The organism is Pseudarthrobacter sp. NPDC058196 (assembly GCF_042882685.1).
In the GTDB taxonomy this organism is placed as follows: Bacteria; Actinomycetota; Actinomycetes; order Actinomycetales; family Micrococcaceae; genus Arthrobacter.
On sequence record NZ_JBHVVN010000002.1, the window covers coordinates 437,629 to 453,219 of the forward strand.

At 63.4% G+C, this 15,591-nt stretch carries 13 protein-coding genes and 1 pseudogene; 5 read left to right on the forward strand and 9 right to left on the reverse strand.

The genetic code is table 11. The annotated features are described in order from the left end of the window. Positions 1–17: 17 nt before the first annotated feature. The 6 genes and pseudogenes from ACFVVC_RS04750 to ACFVVC_RS04775 all read right to left on the reverse strand — a co-directional run bounded on the left by ACFVVC_RS04750 (position 18) and on the right by ACFVVC_RS04775 (position 5,941). Positions 18–1,598, reverse strand: a complete 1,581-nt coding sequence (locus tag ACFVVC_RS04750) for an aldehyde dehydrogenase (NADP(+)) (protein ID WP_387449730.1) — start codon at positions 1,596–1,598, stop codon at positions 18–20. A gap of 43 nt (positions 1,599–1,641) precedes the next feature. Further along, positions 1,642–2,058, reverse strand: a complete 417-nt coding sequence (locus ACFVVC_RS04755) for an ester cyclase (protein ID WP_387449732.1) — start codon at positions 2,056–2,058, stop codon at positions 1,642–1,644. Beyond that, complete coding sequence (locus tag ACFVVC_RS04760) at positions 2,055–2,636, reverse strand: flavin reductase family protein (RefSeq protein WP_387449734.1); 582 nt, start codon at positions 2,634–2,636, stop codon at positions 2,055–2,057. The genes ACFVVC_RS04755 and ACFVVC_RS04760 overlap by 4 nt, the downstream gene beginning before the upstream one ends. 45 nt (positions 2,637–2,681) lie before the next feature. Then, positions 2,682–3,200, reverse strand: coding sequence for a flavin reductase family protein (locus ACFVVC_RS04765; RefSeq protein ID WP_056393934.1), 519 nt, complete (start codon positions 3,198–3,200; stop codon positions 2,682–2,684). Beyond that, a pseudogene (locus ACFVVC_RS04770) lies at positions 3,197–4,516 on the reverse strand (flavin monoamine oxidase family protein); the annotation flags it as partial. The gene ACFVVC_RS04765 and the pseudogene ACFVVC_RS04770, both read right to left, overlap by 4 nt. 27 nt (positions 4,517–4,543) lie before the next feature. Further along, positions 4,544–5,941: an LLM class flavin-dependent oxidoreductase gene (locus tag ACFVVC_RS04775; protein WP_387449737.1), complete on the reverse strand. Its 1,398-nt coding sequence runs from the start codon at positions 5,939–5,941 to the stop codon at positions 4,544–4,546. A gap of 345 nt (positions 5,942–6,286) precedes the next feature. Here ACFVVC_RS04775 and ACFVVC_RS04780 point away from each other — a divergent pair, with 345 nt between their 5' ends. From ACFVVC_RS04780 to ACFVVC_RS04800, 5 genes are all read left to right on the forward strand, one after another. Continuing rightward, the gene (locus ACFVVC_RS04780) at positions 6,287–7,651 is read left to right on the forward strand and encodes an MFS transporter (RefSeq protein WP_235509896.1); all 1,365 of its coding nucleotides are present in this window, start codon (positions 6,287–6,289) and stop codon (positions 7,649–7,651) included. Positions 7,652–7,709: 58 nt separating this feature from the next. Continuing rightward, positions 7,710–8,567: an HpcH/HpaI aldolase/citrate lyase family protein gene (locus ACFVVC_RS04785; RefSeq protein WP_056393941.1), complete on the forward strand. Its 858-nt coding sequence runs from the start codon at positions 7,710–7,712 to the stop codon at positions 8,565–8,567. Between the two features lie 129 nt (positions 8,568–8,696). Further along, positions 8,697–9,515, forward strand: a complete 819-nt coding sequence (locus tag ACFVVC_RS04790) for an IclR family transcriptional regulator (RefSeq protein ID WP_387449740.1) — start codon at positions 8,697–8,699, stop codon at positions 9,513–9,515. A 1,174-nt stretch (positions 9,516–10,689) separates the two neighbouring features. Then, positions 10,690–10,965 carry a hypothetical protein gene (locus ACFVVC_RS04795; protein ID WP_056393943.1) on the forward strand — a complete coding sequence of 92 codons (276 nt, stop codon included), beginning with the start codon at positions 10,690–10,692 and terminating at the stop codon, positions 10,963–10,965. Between the two features lie 173 nt (positions 10,966–11,138). Further along, a complete protein-coding gene (locus ACFVVC_RS04800) occupies positions 11,139–11,897 on the forward strand; it encodes an SDR family NAD(P)-dependent oxidoreductase (RefSeq protein ID WP_387449870.1) in 759 nt (252 codons plus the stop codon). A 391-nt stretch (positions 11,898–12,288) separates the two neighbouring features. On the opposite strand, the gene ppgK is transcribed toward ACFVVC_RS04800, so the two are convergent. From ppgK to ACFVVC_RS04815, 3 genes are all read right to left on the reverse strand, one after another. After that, positions 12,289–13,095, reverse strand: a complete 807-nt coding sequence (gene ppgK / locus ACFVVC_RS04805; RefSeq protein WP_387449742.1) for a polyphosphate--glucose phosphotransferase — start codon at positions 13,093–13,095, stop codon at positions 12,289–12,291. A 181-nt stretch (positions 13,096–13,276) separates the two neighbouring features. Then, complete coding sequence (locus tag ACFVVC_RS04810) at positions 13,277–14,278, reverse strand: sugar phosphate isomerase/epimerase family protein (RefSeq protein WP_387449744.1); 1,002 nt, start codon at positions 14,276–14,278, stop codon at positions 13,277–13,279. A gap of 44 nt (positions 14,279–14,322) precedes the next feature. Then, positions 14,323–15,495 carry a Gfo/Idh/MocA family protein gene (locus ACFVVC_RS04815; protein WP_387449872.1) on the reverse strand — a complete coding sequence of 391 codons (1,173 nt, stop codon included), beginning with the start codon at positions 15,493–15,495 and terminating at the stop codon, positions 14,323–14,325. Positions 15,496–15,591: the final 96 nt, after the last annotated feature.

Genomic DNA, 15,591 nt, shown 5'->3' on the forward strand with positions numbered 1-15,591 from the left:
ATGGGGCGCGGCGGGGCCTAGCGCTGTTCGGGTTGCCCGTCGATGAGGCGGTTGACGTGCCAGGGGTTCGCGTCCTGGAGCGGTGCGGGGCGCAGTTGCTCCGGAAAGTTCTGGTAGGCCACGGGGCGGAGGAACCGTTCGATTGCCAGGGTGCCAACGGACGTCGTTTTGGAGTCGGATGTGGCGGGGTAGGGGCCGCCGTGGACCATGGCGTGGCCGACTTCGACGCCTGTGGGCCAGCCGTTGATGATGATCCGGCCCACTTTTCGCTCAAGGGCGGGTATGAGCGGCGCGGCAGCGGCGTAGTCGTCCTCGGTGATGTGCAGCGACGCGGTGAGCTGGCCGTCGAGCTTGTTGGTTGCTTCGACCAGGTCATCGATGCCCTTATAGCGGACCACCAGGGACGCAGCCCCGAATATTTCCTCGTGCAGTACCGGGTTTGTGGTGAAGACGCTAAGTTCGGCGCTGAACACGGCCGGTGCCGGTGCGTTCTCGCCGGGGCCTTTCTGGCCCCGGCCGAGAAGCTCGACGTCGGTCTCGGCGTCGAGTGCATCGTGGCCGTGCTGCCACGCGGAGGCGATGCCGCCACTGAGCATGGTCTGCCCGGAGAGTGCAGCGATTTCCTTTGTGACGGCGGCAGCGAACCGGTCGCCGGCGTCGCCCGCGGGGACGAAGGCCAGGCCGGGGGAGGTGCACAGCTGCCCCGAGCTGCCGGTCACGGAGGTGACGTACTGCTTCGCCAGGGTCTCTGCATCGCCATCCAGGGCGCCCGGGAACACATAGACCGGGTTGATTGAGGACATTTCGGCATAGACGGGAATGGGCTCAGACCGTGCAGCCGCGGTGCGCATGAGGGCCGTGCCGCCTTCGCGGGAGCCGGTGAAGCCAACTGCTTTGATGTTCGGGTCTGCCACCAGGGCCTGGCCGATGCTCGCCCCGGAGCCGTAGACCAGGGAGAACACGCCTGGGTGCAGGCCCAGGTCCGTGACGGCCTTGACGATGGCCTGGCCGACGAGTTCGGCGGTGCCGGGGTGGGCGTTGTGGGCCTTTACGATCACGGGGCAGCCTGCGGCGAACGCGGAGGCGGTGTCACCGCCGGCAACGGAGAACGCCAGGGGGAAGTTGCTGGCTCCGAACACGGCAACCGGCCCAAGGGGGATCTGGCGCTGCCGGATGTCGGCCCTGGGCAGGGGTGCCCGGTCGGGGATGGCCGGGTCGATGCGCACGCCGCGGAAGTCACCCTGGCGCACCACGTCGGCGAACAGTCGCAGCTGGCCAACAGTACGCGCCCGTTCGCCGCATAAACGGTCCAGGCCAAGGCCGGTTTCGGTGGAGGCCCGTTCGATGAGTTCGTCACCGATGGCTTCGATGTTGTCGGCGATGGTGTCCAGGAAGCGTGCGTGTTGTCCGGGGTCTAGTGCGCTGAAGGAATCGAAGGCGTCAGCGGCGGCTTCGGTTGCAGCCCGCAGCTGGTCTTCGCTGATCAGCGTGTACGTGGGTTCCACTGCTTCGTTGGTGGCCGGGTTGATCCCGTTCGTGGTTCCGGTGGTTCCGGCGGTGGTTTCTCCGGCAATCAGGGAGTGTCCGTGAAGTGTCATGGGGTGCCTTCCGAGGCAGTAGAAAGTGGGTCGGGGTTTCTGGCTAGGCGTTGCCTGGCCCTAGGTGCCAGATTCCGAGTGCTGAGAGCAGTTCGCGGGGGTCCCAAATGACCCATTCCTCGGCGAGCTTGTCATTTTCGAAGCGCAGGAACGATGCGCCGGTCACGTTGACGCTGCGGCCGGTGGCTTGGACGTCCATGAACTCGCCTTGGTGGGTGCCTGTCGTTTTCCAATGGACTGCCACCTTGGTGCCGTCCTCCACGATGTCCAGGATTTCGGTGCTGGAATCGGGGAACGCGGTGTGCATGGCTTCGATGGTCTTCCTAAGGCTCGCGTAGTCTTCGCTTCCCGATTTGGACCGCCGGACATAGTCCGGTGCCAGCAGGTTTTCGAATGCTGCGAGATCACCGTCGCCCCAGGCGCCGTTCCAGGCTTTGAGGATGGCTTCGCTGCGGGTCATGATGCGCTCCTTGCTGGTACTGATTGCGGTGCGGCCGGTGCTGCGCTTTCGGGCGCCGGGATTTCGATGGGGAGGTACTGTCCGAACTTGCCACCACGGAACAGAAGTGCGTCACCGTTTCCTTCAGTCATGTTGGTGACCGCCCCGACGACCATGTAGTGGTCTCCCACGACGACTTCTGCGGTGACCATGCAGTCGATGTAGGCGGTGGCGCCGTCGAGGTGGGGGGTTCCGAGGGGGCCGGGGGTGCAGGGGAGGCCCTCGAACTTCTGCGGTCCTTTCTTCGACAGTGACCGGCAGATGCTGATCTGGTCGTCGGAGAGGATGTTGGCGGTGAACTTTTGCAGTTTGCGCAGTTTCGGCCAGCTTGAGGAGGACTTGTCCACGCAGAACATGACCAGGGCCGGTTCGAGTGAGAGGGATTGGAAAGTGCCCACGACGAGGCCGTGCTTTTCGTCGTCGTCATTGATGCCGGTAATGGCTGTGACGCCGGTGGGCAGTTTGCCCAGGATCTGGCGGTAGAGGGCCGGGGTGATGTCGCTGTCGGGAGTTTTTTCAGCGGCTGGGGTGATATCCATGTCAGGGTTTCCTTGAAGAAGGTAGATGCGGCCAGGCAGTGCGGATTAGGAGGCGGCTTCGCGGAAGCTTCCGAAGCGGCCGCCGTGGAAGATGAGCGGGGCGGAGGCCTGCTCAGCGGGTGTCATGTCCAGCACGCTGGCGATGACGACGAGGTGGTCACCGGCGGTGAACTGCTGTTCAATCCGGCAGTCGAACCAGGCAAGGGAGCCGTGGAGGTGCGGGGTGCCCCAGTCCGACTCGGACCACGCAACGGAGCTGAGCTTGTCCTCGCCTTTGGCGGACAGTGCCCGGCAGACCTGTTGCTGGTCCTCGGCGAGCAGGCTGACGCTGAAGATCCCGGCCTGGGAGATCTTTGGCCAGCTGGTGGAGGAGTGCATCACGCTGAAGGTCACCAGCGCCGGCTCCATCGACAGGGACGCGAAGGTTCCCACGATCATGCCGTTCTGGGTGCCGGTCACCGGATCTGTGGAGCAGATGGCTGCGACGCCGGTGGGCAGGTGCCGCATGACGGCCCGGTAGCGGTCGGAGTCGATGGTCCCGGGGGCAATGGCGGTGGCGGTCATGGTTGATCCTCCTTCAGTTCTGCGTGGACAGTGCGGCCCGCGCGCAGTCCGCTTTCGATGGCGCCGTCGAAGAATCCGGCCCAGATGTTGGCGATGTCGCCGCTGGCGAAGTGCAGGGCGCCTTCGCTGGCCTGCTGTGCGGCGTGGTACTTGGTGAGCTGGCCGGGACGCTGGACCAGCCACGTCTCTTCGGCGTAGGGGTCTTCGCCCCACTTGTGACCCGTGACCTCGAGGACTTCCAGGTCGTCCCGCCATACCTTGATCGCTTGCTGGACCTGGTCGATGTCGGTGACATCAATGCGGTTGGCGTCGGCACCGAAGCCCACCAGCACGGCGTCGTCCTTGCCGACGAATTCGGTCCGGATCACGGAGAGCGGTTTGTCCTGGGCGGAGTAGGCGAAGAAGGGCTTGATGGGACCCTTGACCCGGATCCACGCTTTGACGCCCTGGGATGCGGTTTTTTCCCGGCTGGGTGCGAGCTTGCCTTCGGACAGGGCGGGCTGGACATCGAGCTTGTGCAGCACGTTCTGCGGCAGGGTGATGACCACCTTCTTGGCCTCGATCTCCTGCCCGTCGGCGTAGAACACCGTGGCTCCGTCACTGGTATGGCGCACTGCGTTGACGGGGGCACTCAGGCGGATCTCCGCATCCGTGTCGCCGGCAATCGCGTTCACCAGGGTGTCGTTGCCGTCCTTGAGCCGGTAGATCGCCGAGGCCTCGTGCATCAGGTGCCAGTGCCCGGAAGACCCGGCATTCCAGCGCAGCGCGTTGACGTAGGCGCACTGGTTCAGAGGTGCGTTGAAGTGACCCACCCAGGCGGCTTCGTTGGCGTTGCGCTCGTCCTCGGAGAGGTCCAGTTTGTCCAGCATTTCCTGCAGGTTGTACTGGTCAACTTCTGTCAGGTTCTCGACCGTCAGGGGGGCGTCCGGGCGGGGGAGCCATTTCACGGTGTCTTCGAGCAGCCGGGTCATGCCGGGGTCGATCAGTTTCATGAAGTCGTCCAAGTTGCCGCGCCGCACTTCGTCACCGGCCAGCCAGTAGGTTTCTTCCGAGCGGGGGCCGCGGGAGACTTCAAGTCCGTAGCGGGTGACCTCTGCCCAGACATGGGGCTGGGTCCAGTGCAGCCAGTTTCCGCCGAGTTCCAGGTTTTGGCCCAGGCGGCGCTCGGTGTACAGGCGGCCGCCCAGGCGGTCCCGGGCTTCGAGGACCACCACGTTGTGGCCGCGGTTGCTGAGCTCACGGGCGGTGATGAGGCCGGCCAGGCCGGCGCCGATGACGACGACGTCAGTTTGTTCAGTCATTACAAGATCCTTAGGTGATGATTCCGTTGTGCGGTGCCGCGTCTAGCGGGCGGCCTCACTGAGGTGCTTGGCGCGCTGGGCCGTGGCTGGGTGGCCGTCCAGCGTGTATTTCTGGCCGAAGAGCTTCTCGCGTAGGGTGACCGGCTCCTGGTCCTCGGCGCGGGCCGGGGCGATGATGCCTTGGGCGCGCAGTTCCGGCAGGGCGAGTTCGATGAATTCCTCCCAGCCGCCGGGCTTGGTGATGTAGCTGAGGTTGAGGCCGTCGATGTCTGCCTCGTCGCGCCAGCGGCGCAGTTCCGCGGCGACGGTTTCCGGGGAGCCGATGATCGTGGATCCGGTGCCGCCAACGGCGAGGAACTCGGCGATCTGGCGGGGGGTCCAGTCGCGGTCGGGGTCGGCCTTGGAGAACATGTCCACCATGGACTGCCCTGCCTTGGTACCGACAGAGCGCAGGGGAGTGTCCAGCTCGTACTCGGCCATGTCGATGCCGGTCCAGCCACTGAAGCGGGCCAGGACGGCGTCGATGGGCGCATTGTCCACGGCCTTTTGGTACTTCTCCTGGGCTTCCTCGTCCGTGGGCGCCACCACCACGGTGAGCAGGATGACGATCTTGACGTCGCGTGGGTCGCGGCCGGCGTCGGAGACGGCCTGGCGGAGCTTGGCAACGCTGCGCTTGGCACCCTCCACGGATGTGCTCTGGATGAAGACGGCCTCGGCGTGCTTCCCGCCGAACTCCATGCCCCTGGCGGAGGAACCAGCCTGGAACAGTACCGGGGTGCGTTGCGGGGAAGGCTCGCACAGGTGGAAACCGGGCACCGTGAAGTGCTCGCCTGCGTGCTCGATGGGGTGCACCTTTGCCGGGTCGATGTATGTCGCGGATTGGGCATCGCGGACCACGGCGTCCTCTTCGAAGGAGCTTTCCCAGAGCTTATACACCACGTCCATGTACTCGTCGGCCATGTCATACCGCTCTGCAGGAGTGAGCTGCTGCTGCTTGCCCAGGTTGCGGGCGGCGGCCTCGGAGTAGGAGGTGACGATGTTCCAGCCGACCCGGCCTGAGGTGAGGTGGTCCAGCGAGCTGAACTTGCGGGCCAGCAGGTAAGGCGGCTCATACGTTGCCGAGACGGTGACCCCGAAGGTCAAGTGCCTGGTGACGGCGGCCATGCCGCTGATGAGCACGGTGGGGTCGTTGATGGGAAACTGTGCGGCGTCGCGGAGCGCGGCGTCGCCATTTCCCCGGTACACGTCGTGGTAGCCCACGTTGTCGGCGAAAAAGATCCCGTCGAAGCCGGCCTTTTCCAGCATCTGCGCGATGCCCGTCCAGTACTGCAGATCGGTATAGCGGTAGCCCTGGTCCGCATCGTTCCGCCACGACCCGGAAGTCAGGTGAGACGGGGCGAAAACGTCAAAAGCGAAAAGGCTGAGAGGTTCGTTTTTCATGGCAGCGGTGCTTCCTTGGACTCGTGCCGGACAAAGCCGTTACTGGAATGATGAGCGTTCAATTTGTGAACATTGCGTTCAATCTAGAATGTAAGCCAACTCACTGTCAAGAGGTGACCGTGATAGCGGAGGTGTCGCCGCCGGCGCGACCGCGTCCGGCGGGAGCGCAGGGACTTGTTGCGGTGTAACTCTTGACAGCCAGTGTGGCCCATGCCATATTTTTGATCACGACGTTCGAGAAATGAACGGCCCCCGGTCAATGTTTCGGCCGAAATCTCCTCTTCGCGCTGATTCCACCGGCGCCTGCATCCCTCCCCAGCAGCACGATCTACAAGGAAGTCCATCGTGAATTCATCTGTAACACCTTCCCGCCGGTTGCCCGTGCAGTCCCTGGCGCCCCAGGACCCGCAAAAAAAGAAGTTCCTGATCAAGCTCAGCGGCGTGATCGCCGGCGGTATGTTTATTGACGGCTTCATCCTGGGCGGCATCGGTCTGGTCATGCCCGCTTTGACGGCTGACCTGAGCCTGTCCGCTACCATGCAGGGGCTTATTGGGGCCTCTGCCCTGATTGGCATCTTCTTTGGCGGCCCCATCGGCGGTTACCTCGCGGACAAGGTCGGCCGCAAGCCGATGTTCATTGTCGACCTCGCGATCTTCCTGGTCGGTTCCGCCGCCCAGTTCTTTGTTGCGGACGCCTGGCAGCTCTTTGTCATCCGCCTGCTCATGGGCATGGCAATCGGGGCGGACTATGCCATCGGCTGGCCGCTTCTTGTCGAATTCTCACCAGCCAGGTTGCGCGGCAAACTCATGGCATTCCAGGAGGTTGCCTGGTACGTGGGGTACCTGCTGTCCTACGCTGTGGGCTACTACATGTCCACATCAATCCACGCCGACTGGCGCATCATCCTGGGCATGAGCACCGTGCCGTCGCTCATTGTGTTCCTGCTCCGGTTGGGATCACCTGAATCCCCGCGCTGGCTCCTCAGCAAGGGGCGTCGTGAGGAAGCGTTTGCCATCGCCCACCAGTTCATGGAGGACGCGGACGTCAAGGATCTGGAGCACGAGAAGTCCGAGAAGCCGAATTTCGGCAAGCTCTTCTCCCCGCAGTACCGAAACTCCACGATCTTCGTCTGCATGTACTGGGTCTGTAATGTCACCCCTTACTTCGCCATCGCCACCTTCGCGCCCATCGTTTTGGAAAGCCTGGGGGTCGAAGACGGCCTGGCAGGAGCGCTGGTGCTCAACGGCGTCGTGGTGGCCGGTTCCCTGGCCGCGATGTTCCTGATTGAAAAAGTGGGACGCCGCAAACTGTCCATCCCGCCGATGTGGATTGCCGCCGCCGCCCTGGTTGTCATCGGCCTGTTCTCCCACATGTCGCCGATGATCATCCTGATCAGCTTCATCATCTTCTCGTTTTTCAACGCCGTCTCAACGGCCCTGACCGGCGTCTATCCCGGCGAGGTCTTTCCGACCGAAATCCGCGGCGCCGGCGTCGGCTTCGCCACCGCCTTCTCACGGATCGGCGCAGCGGCGGGAACGTTCATCCTTCCCCTGTCCGTCGATGGCCTGGGCGTCGGAACCACGATGCTGATCGCCGCAGGCATCTGCGTGCTGGGTGCAGTGATCTCGCAGTACCTTGCACCGGAAACCAAGGGCCTGAGCCTGAGCGACACCTCCGCGCCGCTGGGCAAGCCTGCCCTGCAGCACTAACCATTCAACAACCACCATGGACGCCTGGCCGGGACCTCCCCGGCCAGGCGTCCAAGTAATGCCACCCAACATCATTGAAATCTGCCGAAGGGACACCATGAAGATCTACGGTGAAAGCGCCAACTCCACCAGCCTGCCCACGCCCCGCCTGAACCTCGACGACGGCGGCACCCACCCGGGCGCCTGGGTCAGCTTTCGGGACCCGGCAGCGGTCGACATCCTGGCCGCCGAAGGATTCGATTGGATCTGTATCGATGGCCAGCACGGCGGTGCTGAAATCTCCGAACTGCAGCCCCTGATCGAAGCTGCCCATCTGTTTGGCGTGCCGTCGATCGTCCGCGCACCCGGGCACGAGGCCGGCACTGTTGGCAGGGTGCTCGATGCCGGCGCAGGCGGCATCATCTTTCCCACCGTGGAAGATGCAACCACGGCAGCGGCCCTGATAGCGGCCACCCGCTTCGCTCCACGTGGAAAGCGCAGCTACGGCCCCACCCGTCGCAGTCCCCGCTACCCCAAACCGGTCCCGGGAAACCAGCAGGACGATGCACTGTGCATCCTCATGATCGAAACGGCCGCCGGTCTGGCAAACCTTGACGCCATCCTGTCCACCGGACCCGACGCCGTCTTTGTTGGCCCCTACGATCTCTCCCTCAGCCTGGGGATCACGCTCGAGGAACTCACCGGCGAAGGCGCCGACGGCATCCTCGCCGATGTTGCCCGCCGCTGCATTGATGCGGGCGTAGTCCCCGGCATCTACACCGGGGAGCCGGTTTTGTCCGAAAAGATGATCACACTTGGCTTCCGCTTCATGCCCACGGCGTCGGACAACGGTTTGCTGGCCGTGGCCGCACGTGAGGCCGTTGCAGCATCAGCCCGGTTGGCGGCACGGGCCTCCGAATCAGCTGTAGCGGGGTGACGTCGCCTGATTCCTGAACGCCCCGTTCGCTCTATGGAGGCATAGGATGGTGGAGACAGCCAGTCGGGGCATCATTGCCTTGAGCAGACATGAACGGAACCGGGGTTTAATGTGGCAACGGAAACAGGCGTGGACGTACAAGCGGTAACAGCCGGTGACGATGTCGCGGCCGGCGAGGCAGTAGACCTCACCAACAAGTCCGTTATCAAGGCCACCGTCCTGCTCAGTGAGCTCGGCCAGCACAGGGCAGGCATCACTGTCACCGAACTCGCCCAGGCTGTCGGAATGACGCGCCCCACCGCATTCCGCCTGTTGCTGAGCCTGGAGCAAACGGGGTTTGTTGACCGGGTCGACAACCGCTACACACTGGGCTGGGAGATGGCACGGCTGGGCCGGCTGGCCGACCCCTATACTGGCGCCGTGGCCAGGGTGCAGCCCATCCTGGAGGAGTACGCGGCAAAGCTAAAGGAGACCCTGAGCTTTGCCATGGTGCGTGAAGCACTGGCCTATGACGTTATCGCTGAAGCCTCCGGTTCCCGGTACCTGAACGTCACCATGTATGTCGGTGAAACCTACCCGGTGCACGCCAGTGCAACGGGCAAGCTCCTGCTTGCAGAGATGACCGACGAGGAAGTTATCAAGGCGCTGCCCAAGAAACTGGAAGCCTATACGCCGAGCACCATCACCAAGCGGGACGCGATCATCCACGAACTGCATACGGTTCGCGAACACGGATACGCCCTGCTCAACAACGAACTCGAAGAAGGACTCTTCGTTGTGGCGGTGCCGGTCCGGGACGTGGCAGGCGCCCTGGTTGGCATCGTGTCGGTCAACGGACCAGAGCAACGGCTGAACTCGGAGAGCCTGCCGGACACGATCAATGACCTTCGAATGGCGGGCAAGGACATCGCGAAGGCGCTCCTGGGCTTCGAGCCGGGCGACTCCTGACTGAAGCTCCTTTTGGTGTCACTTGGCGATAAGCCAGGCTGGGTAGTGGGGGGCAATCTGCGGAACGTACCGGCGCTTACCTGCGATTGCTTTGGGGACAGGGAGCTTAGCGGTGTGGCCTATGGCGGGCGAGCCAGACAACCATCGGGGCGGCTCTGTCTCGAACGGAAGTGTGGGCGGCTGTCCTTCAGTGGCGCCAAGCTGTTGCCCTCAGGTCAGCGTGGGGCATCCGCCATGGCCAGCAGATGTTCGAGGGATGGATACTTCCAGCGCACGTATTGGACTGGTATGCCCACGCGCTCGGCCACGAGGCTGTGTGTCAGCCCGCGTCCTTCCATGTCGCTGTTGATTTCCCTCACGCACTGAGCAAGAGCTGCCGTCCTGCGTGCATCGCGTTCCCGTATTACTTCAGCGGGGTCTCTGCGAGGCTTTTGCTTCTGCTGCCGACGCCAATGGGGTCTGGTCATCCTGCCACGTCCGGAAAGAGAGAACGCTCGTAGCCGGCTGGCTGAACGGGAACAAAATGCGGCGTGGCAGACGCAGGTACGATCTGCGACGGCGCGGTGTGGCGGAGGCCGGCAGTGGGCTTTTCCCCTCGTTTCATGGCCATCATCTCCGTTGATGCAAGGTCTTGCAGCAGCAACCCTAGAGTAATAAATTGAACGTGACGTTCATCAGATGAACATTTCCATTGTGGCCCTCGTTATCCTTCATTGCAAGGCCGGAGCGCCCGAAATCTTCCCAGCAGAACGGAATCAAGACATGCCCGGATACTCCCGTACTCCACGGCTCCGTCGCACACCCCCGCTCCCCTCGCCGGTCCCGGACTGGTCGAAGTTGTCCCGCGGGGATGTGGTGCAAGTGCTCCCCAGGAATGGCCTGAGTACGGTTGGGCAAATTGACATGCTCGCCCTGGATCGAAGTGTTTTCTGGATCATCCAAGAGCTAGGGCGCGGCCGGCTGCTGGTCTGCAGCGCCGACAAGCCAAGGGTTGTCGTAATGGCCCGAGGGGACAGCGAGAAGTAGAAAATCTTTTACCGCACTGCATTGCACCGCTGGGGTGAGGTATGCCACACTAATGTCACGTTCAATCTACGAACGCTACGTTCAAAAAGTTCTGCCGAGCTCTGGGACGGGGTTGTCCTGCAGCCGCCACAAGGAAGGAAAACTGATCATGTCGATCTCCATCGGCCACCGCGCTATTTTCGCCGCTTTCGGCCACCGTTACGCAGCCCCGTCACACGCCCATGTGACCTCCGTCCAGGCACCGTCGCCCGCAGCGGAAGTCACGGCCTTCGAGGCTGTCCCCTTCGAGGCAGGGGAGCTGAAGTGCTCACCGTGGGAGGGGCTTTACCTCGACCAGGCACGTCCGTTCACCGCAAGCGGCGATGAAGCATTTCCCCGCCGCCAGCTTGACGCGTTCCTCACCAACCTGATGTACGGCGAGTAAGTCATGTCCGTCATGCTCTACGCTGAGCCGGCGGGTGAGCGCGTTCAGTCATTGGCCGAGGCCACTCAAGATGCAGATGAGTGCGATACCGGAAGCTGCTTCTTTTGCAGTAGCCCGGAAACGGACTGATTCGCTGGCAGCAGACCGACCACCTAAACAGATTGAGCAGAAACATGGAGCTTGAGGGCAAGACAGCTCTGGTGACCGGCGGCGGTCAAGGGATCGGCCGTGGAATCGTAGACTGTTTCCTGCAAGAGGGGGCCCAGGTGGCCGTAGTCCAGCGCAAGCCCCTCGATCCTGACCTCCAAGCCCATCCCTCAGTACTCGCCATCCAAGCGGACCTGGTGGACACGCGCATCCTTTCCTCCGTCGTCAACCAAGCCGTGGACCGCTTCGGCGGCCTCAACGTCCTGGTCAATAATGCCGGCACCATGTTCGAGCGCGGCGTCTCCGACATCCTGCCGGAGGAGTGGGACATGATGATGGCACTGAATCTGCGGACCCCACTGTTCCTTGCCCAGGCCGTGCTGCCGTTCATGCGACAGGCGGGAGGCGGAAGCATCATCAACATCGGCTCAATCGAAGGTCTCGCCGCCAATCCAGAGCACGCAGCATACGCCGCCTCCAAAGCCGGCATCCACGGCATGACCAAGGCCCTCGCCGTGGACCTGGGTCCGGACAACATCAGGTGCAACGCCATCGCACCAGGATGGATCACCTCGGAACTGAGCGAAAACTACCTGCAGTCCCAATCGGATCCCGCCGCCGCGCGCAACGCGCTGCATCGGCTGCACCCCGCGGGCCGCTTGGGCGAGCCCAGAGACGTCGGCGAACTCGCAGTTTTCCTGGCCAGTCACCGCTCGGGTTTCCTGACCGGTGAAGTCATCACGCTCGACAGCGGGCGCACAGCCAAACTACCGCTCCCCTTCTAAGCCCCACCAGGCCAACGACCGGATAGACGTCCAAGCCCGTCACCGCGGCGCCCTGTGCCATCGGGGATCCCTGCGCCTTCTGCCTGGGCGCTTTCGCCAGGGACTCAAGTTCACCAGGCGGCGGGATTGGCGGGCACGCCAATGACTAGGTAAGCCATGCCAAGTGCTTGTGCTGGCCTGCTGTTCGGATGCATTACCCGACGTCTTTCCAGTGCTGGTCTGTCCATAAAGAAGTCGACCCGCCCGGCTTGGAGATTACGCACAAAGATTGTCCTTGGGTACGGGCGTCGGCTGAGCCCAGCCTCTCAGCGGCCACGGCTGGATTGCCCCATTTCCGGAGCCCAAAACGGGCCGCCCCCGTGTTGGGTTGGGGCGTACTTCAACCTGCACGTTACAACGGGGACCTTGATGGCGGTTCGGCAATTGCATCCGGGTGAAGAGCAGCTATCTGAAGGGCGGCGCCGATGATGCCCGCGTCGTTCCTTAGTTTGGCCGGCACGATCGGGGCATTCAGTTTCAGCCTGGGAAGGTACTCATCGGCGCGAGCTGAGATCCCGCCGCCTACGATGAACAAGTCGGGGGAGAAGAGGAATTCAATGTGAGAGAAGTAGCGCTGCAGGATCACGCTGTATTGCTCCCAGTTCAGGTTGTTTCTCTCGCGGGCGACGGCCGATGCCTTGGTTTCCGCGACAATCCCGCCGACCTCGAGGTGGCCCAGTTCAGAGTTGGGTACCAGTTTTCCGTCGAATACGAATGCCGAACCGATCCCTGTTCCCAGCGTGATTGCCAGGACTTTGCCATTCACACCTTTGCCAGCACCAAATTTCACTTCCGCCAAGCCAACAGCGTCCGCGTCATTGATGACCTCGACACTTCGATCAAGACGTCCTGTGAAGAGGGCTTGAATATTGAAGCCAACCCACGACGGGTCCAGGTTTGCAGCTGAGCGGGCAACGCCGTGCTGGACGATCCCGGGGTAAGTAATCCCTACCGGTGCACCCACCGATTGCGCTTCCATTCGCTGCTCCAGTTCCCGGACTACGTCTGCAACAGCGTCAGCGACGGCCTGGGGAGTGCGTTGACTTGGGGTCGCGATATGGACCCTGTCTCCTTCAAGGCGGCCAGTGGTGAGGTCAGTGACGCCGCCCTTGATGCCGGTGCCGCCGATGTCGATACCCATCATCGAAAGTGAGGTCATGCCGATGTTTGCTCCTCTGTTAGCTGTTTTATGAATCTTCCGGTTCTGACGTTTGCGTGGCAGCGAACCCGGGCAGGAGCGATCGCAAACGGGCTTCCGGACGAGCAGCGGCGACGTGCGTGCTTTCAGGGTCGGTGACCACACCGCTTGTTACATCGGCCGTCAGCAGTTCCTGCAACCGTTAGCCGTTGCTGTTGAAGGCGGCGTCGAAGCTGGTTTGGGAGGCGGGGAAGTCGTATTTTTTGAGGTTGGCGAGTGCTTCGGGGGCGCCGTGGAGGCGGTCCATGCCGGCGTCTTCCCATTCGATGCTGATGGGGCCGTTGTAGCCGATGGCGGCCAGCGCCCGGAAGGAGGTTTCCCAGGGGACGTCGCCGCGGCCGGCGGAGACGAAGTCCCAGCCGCGGCGGGGGTCGCCCCAGGGCAGGTGGGAGCCCAGGACGGTGTTTCGGCCGGTTTGGCGGATCTTGGTGTCTTTGCAGTCCACGTGGTAGATCCGGTCTTTGAAGTCCCAGATGAAGGAGACGGGGTCGATGCCCTGCCACATCATGTGGGAGGGGTCCCAGTTCAGGCCGAAGGCTTCGCGGTGGCCGATGGCTTCGAGGGTGCGGTGCGTGGTCCAGTAGTCGTAGGCGATTTCGGAGGGGTGGACTTCGTGGGCGAAGCGGACGCCTTGTTCGTCGAAGACGTCCAGGATGGGGTTCCAGCGGTCGGCGAAGTCCTGGTAGCCGGCGTCGATGACTTGTTCGGGGACGGGCGGGAACATGGCCACGTATTGCCAGATGGCGGAGCCGGTGAACCCGACGACGGTGTCCACGCCGAGTGCGTTGGCGAGCCGGGCGGTGTGTTGCATTTCCTCGGCGGCGCGTTGGCGGACGCCTTCGGGGTCGCCGTCGCCCCAGACTTTGGACCCGACGATGGCTTCGTGGCGGAAGTCGATGGGGTCATCGCAGACGGCCTGGCCCTTGAGGTGGTTGGAGATGGCCCAGACCTTGAGGTTGTACTTGTCCAGGATGGCGAGTTTGGAGTCGATGTAGCCGGGTTCGTCCCAGCGCCAGGCGTCCAGGTGGTCCCCGGAGACGGCGATTTCGAGTCCGTCGTAGCCCCAGCCGGAGGCCAGGCGCGCGACTTCTTCGAAGGGCAGGTCGGCCCACTGGCCGGTGAACAGGGTGAACGGGCGGGGCATGGAGGCTCCTTGGCTGGTGGCGGGCGGCGGCTGGTGGCGGGGCGCTAGTGGCGCACGACGGTGAGGGTGCTTTTGCTGGCCGCGGATTCCTCCACGGCGTCCAGGACGTACTGGACGTTCAGTCCTTCTTCGAACGACGGCGACGGCGGGGTCCCGGCATCGATGGCGGCCAGGAAGTCCCGGACCTGGTGGGTGAAGGTGTGTTCCCAGCCGATCACATGTCCTTGCGGCCACCACGCCTCCAGGTAGGGGTGCTCGGGTTCGTTGACCAGGATCCGGCGGAACCCCTGCTCACGGACCGGAGCTGTTGCGTCCAGGAAGCGAAGTTCGTTGAGGTTTTCCAGGTCGAAGGTCAGGGCGCCTTTCGTGCCGTATACCTCGATCTGGAGGCTGTTCTTATGGCCCGTCGCCACACGGGATGCTTCGACGGAGGCGCCGATGTTTCCAGTAAGCCAGAAGGTTGCCCACGCGGCGTCGTCCACGGTGACGTCCTCCAGGCCGTCCGGGCCCGGCCGCTGGGTGACGAACGTCTTCAACACCCCGGAGGCCTCAAGGATGCTTTCCCCGGTAAGGAACTGGATCTGGTCGATGGCGTGGGAGGCGATGTCGCCCAGGGCGCCGGACCCGGCGGTTTTCTTCCGGAGCCGCCAGGTCATGGGGGCCTGGGCGTCGGCGAGCCAGTCCTGGAGGTAGGCTGCGCGGACGTGCCGGACGGTGCCCAGGCGTCCCTCGGCGATCAGTTCCCTGGCCAGGGCCAGGGCCGGGACGCGCCGGTAATTGAAGCCGATCATCGACTGCACTCCCCGGGCGCGGGCCTTGGCGGCCGCTGCGGTCATGAGTTCGGCCTCGGCCAGGGTGTTCGCCAGGGGCTTCTCCACCAGCACGTGCTTGCTTGCCTCCAGCGCTGCGATGGCGATCTCGGCATGCATCCAGCCCGGCGCGCAGATATCCACGATGTCGATGTCATCCCGGGTGATCACCGTCTGCCAGTCCGTAGCCGACTCCGCCCAGCCATACCTGGCCGCGGCCTCGGCCACGGCGCCCGCGTCCCGGCCCACGAGCACCTTCTGTTCGAATGCCGGAACATCGAAGAAGCAGCCCACGTTCCGCCACGCGTTCGAGTGCGCCTTGCCCATGAAGGCGTAACCGATCATCGCAACCCCAAAGGTACGTCGGCTTTCGAGCGGGAGTTCAGCGAGGCCTGAGCGAGACGGCATGGTGCCTCCAACGTCGGTACCGATCAGCGGCGTGTTCTTGTGTGACTTCTCGTCCAAAAGACTTCCTTTCGATGCAGGAGCGTGGAGATAGGGGAG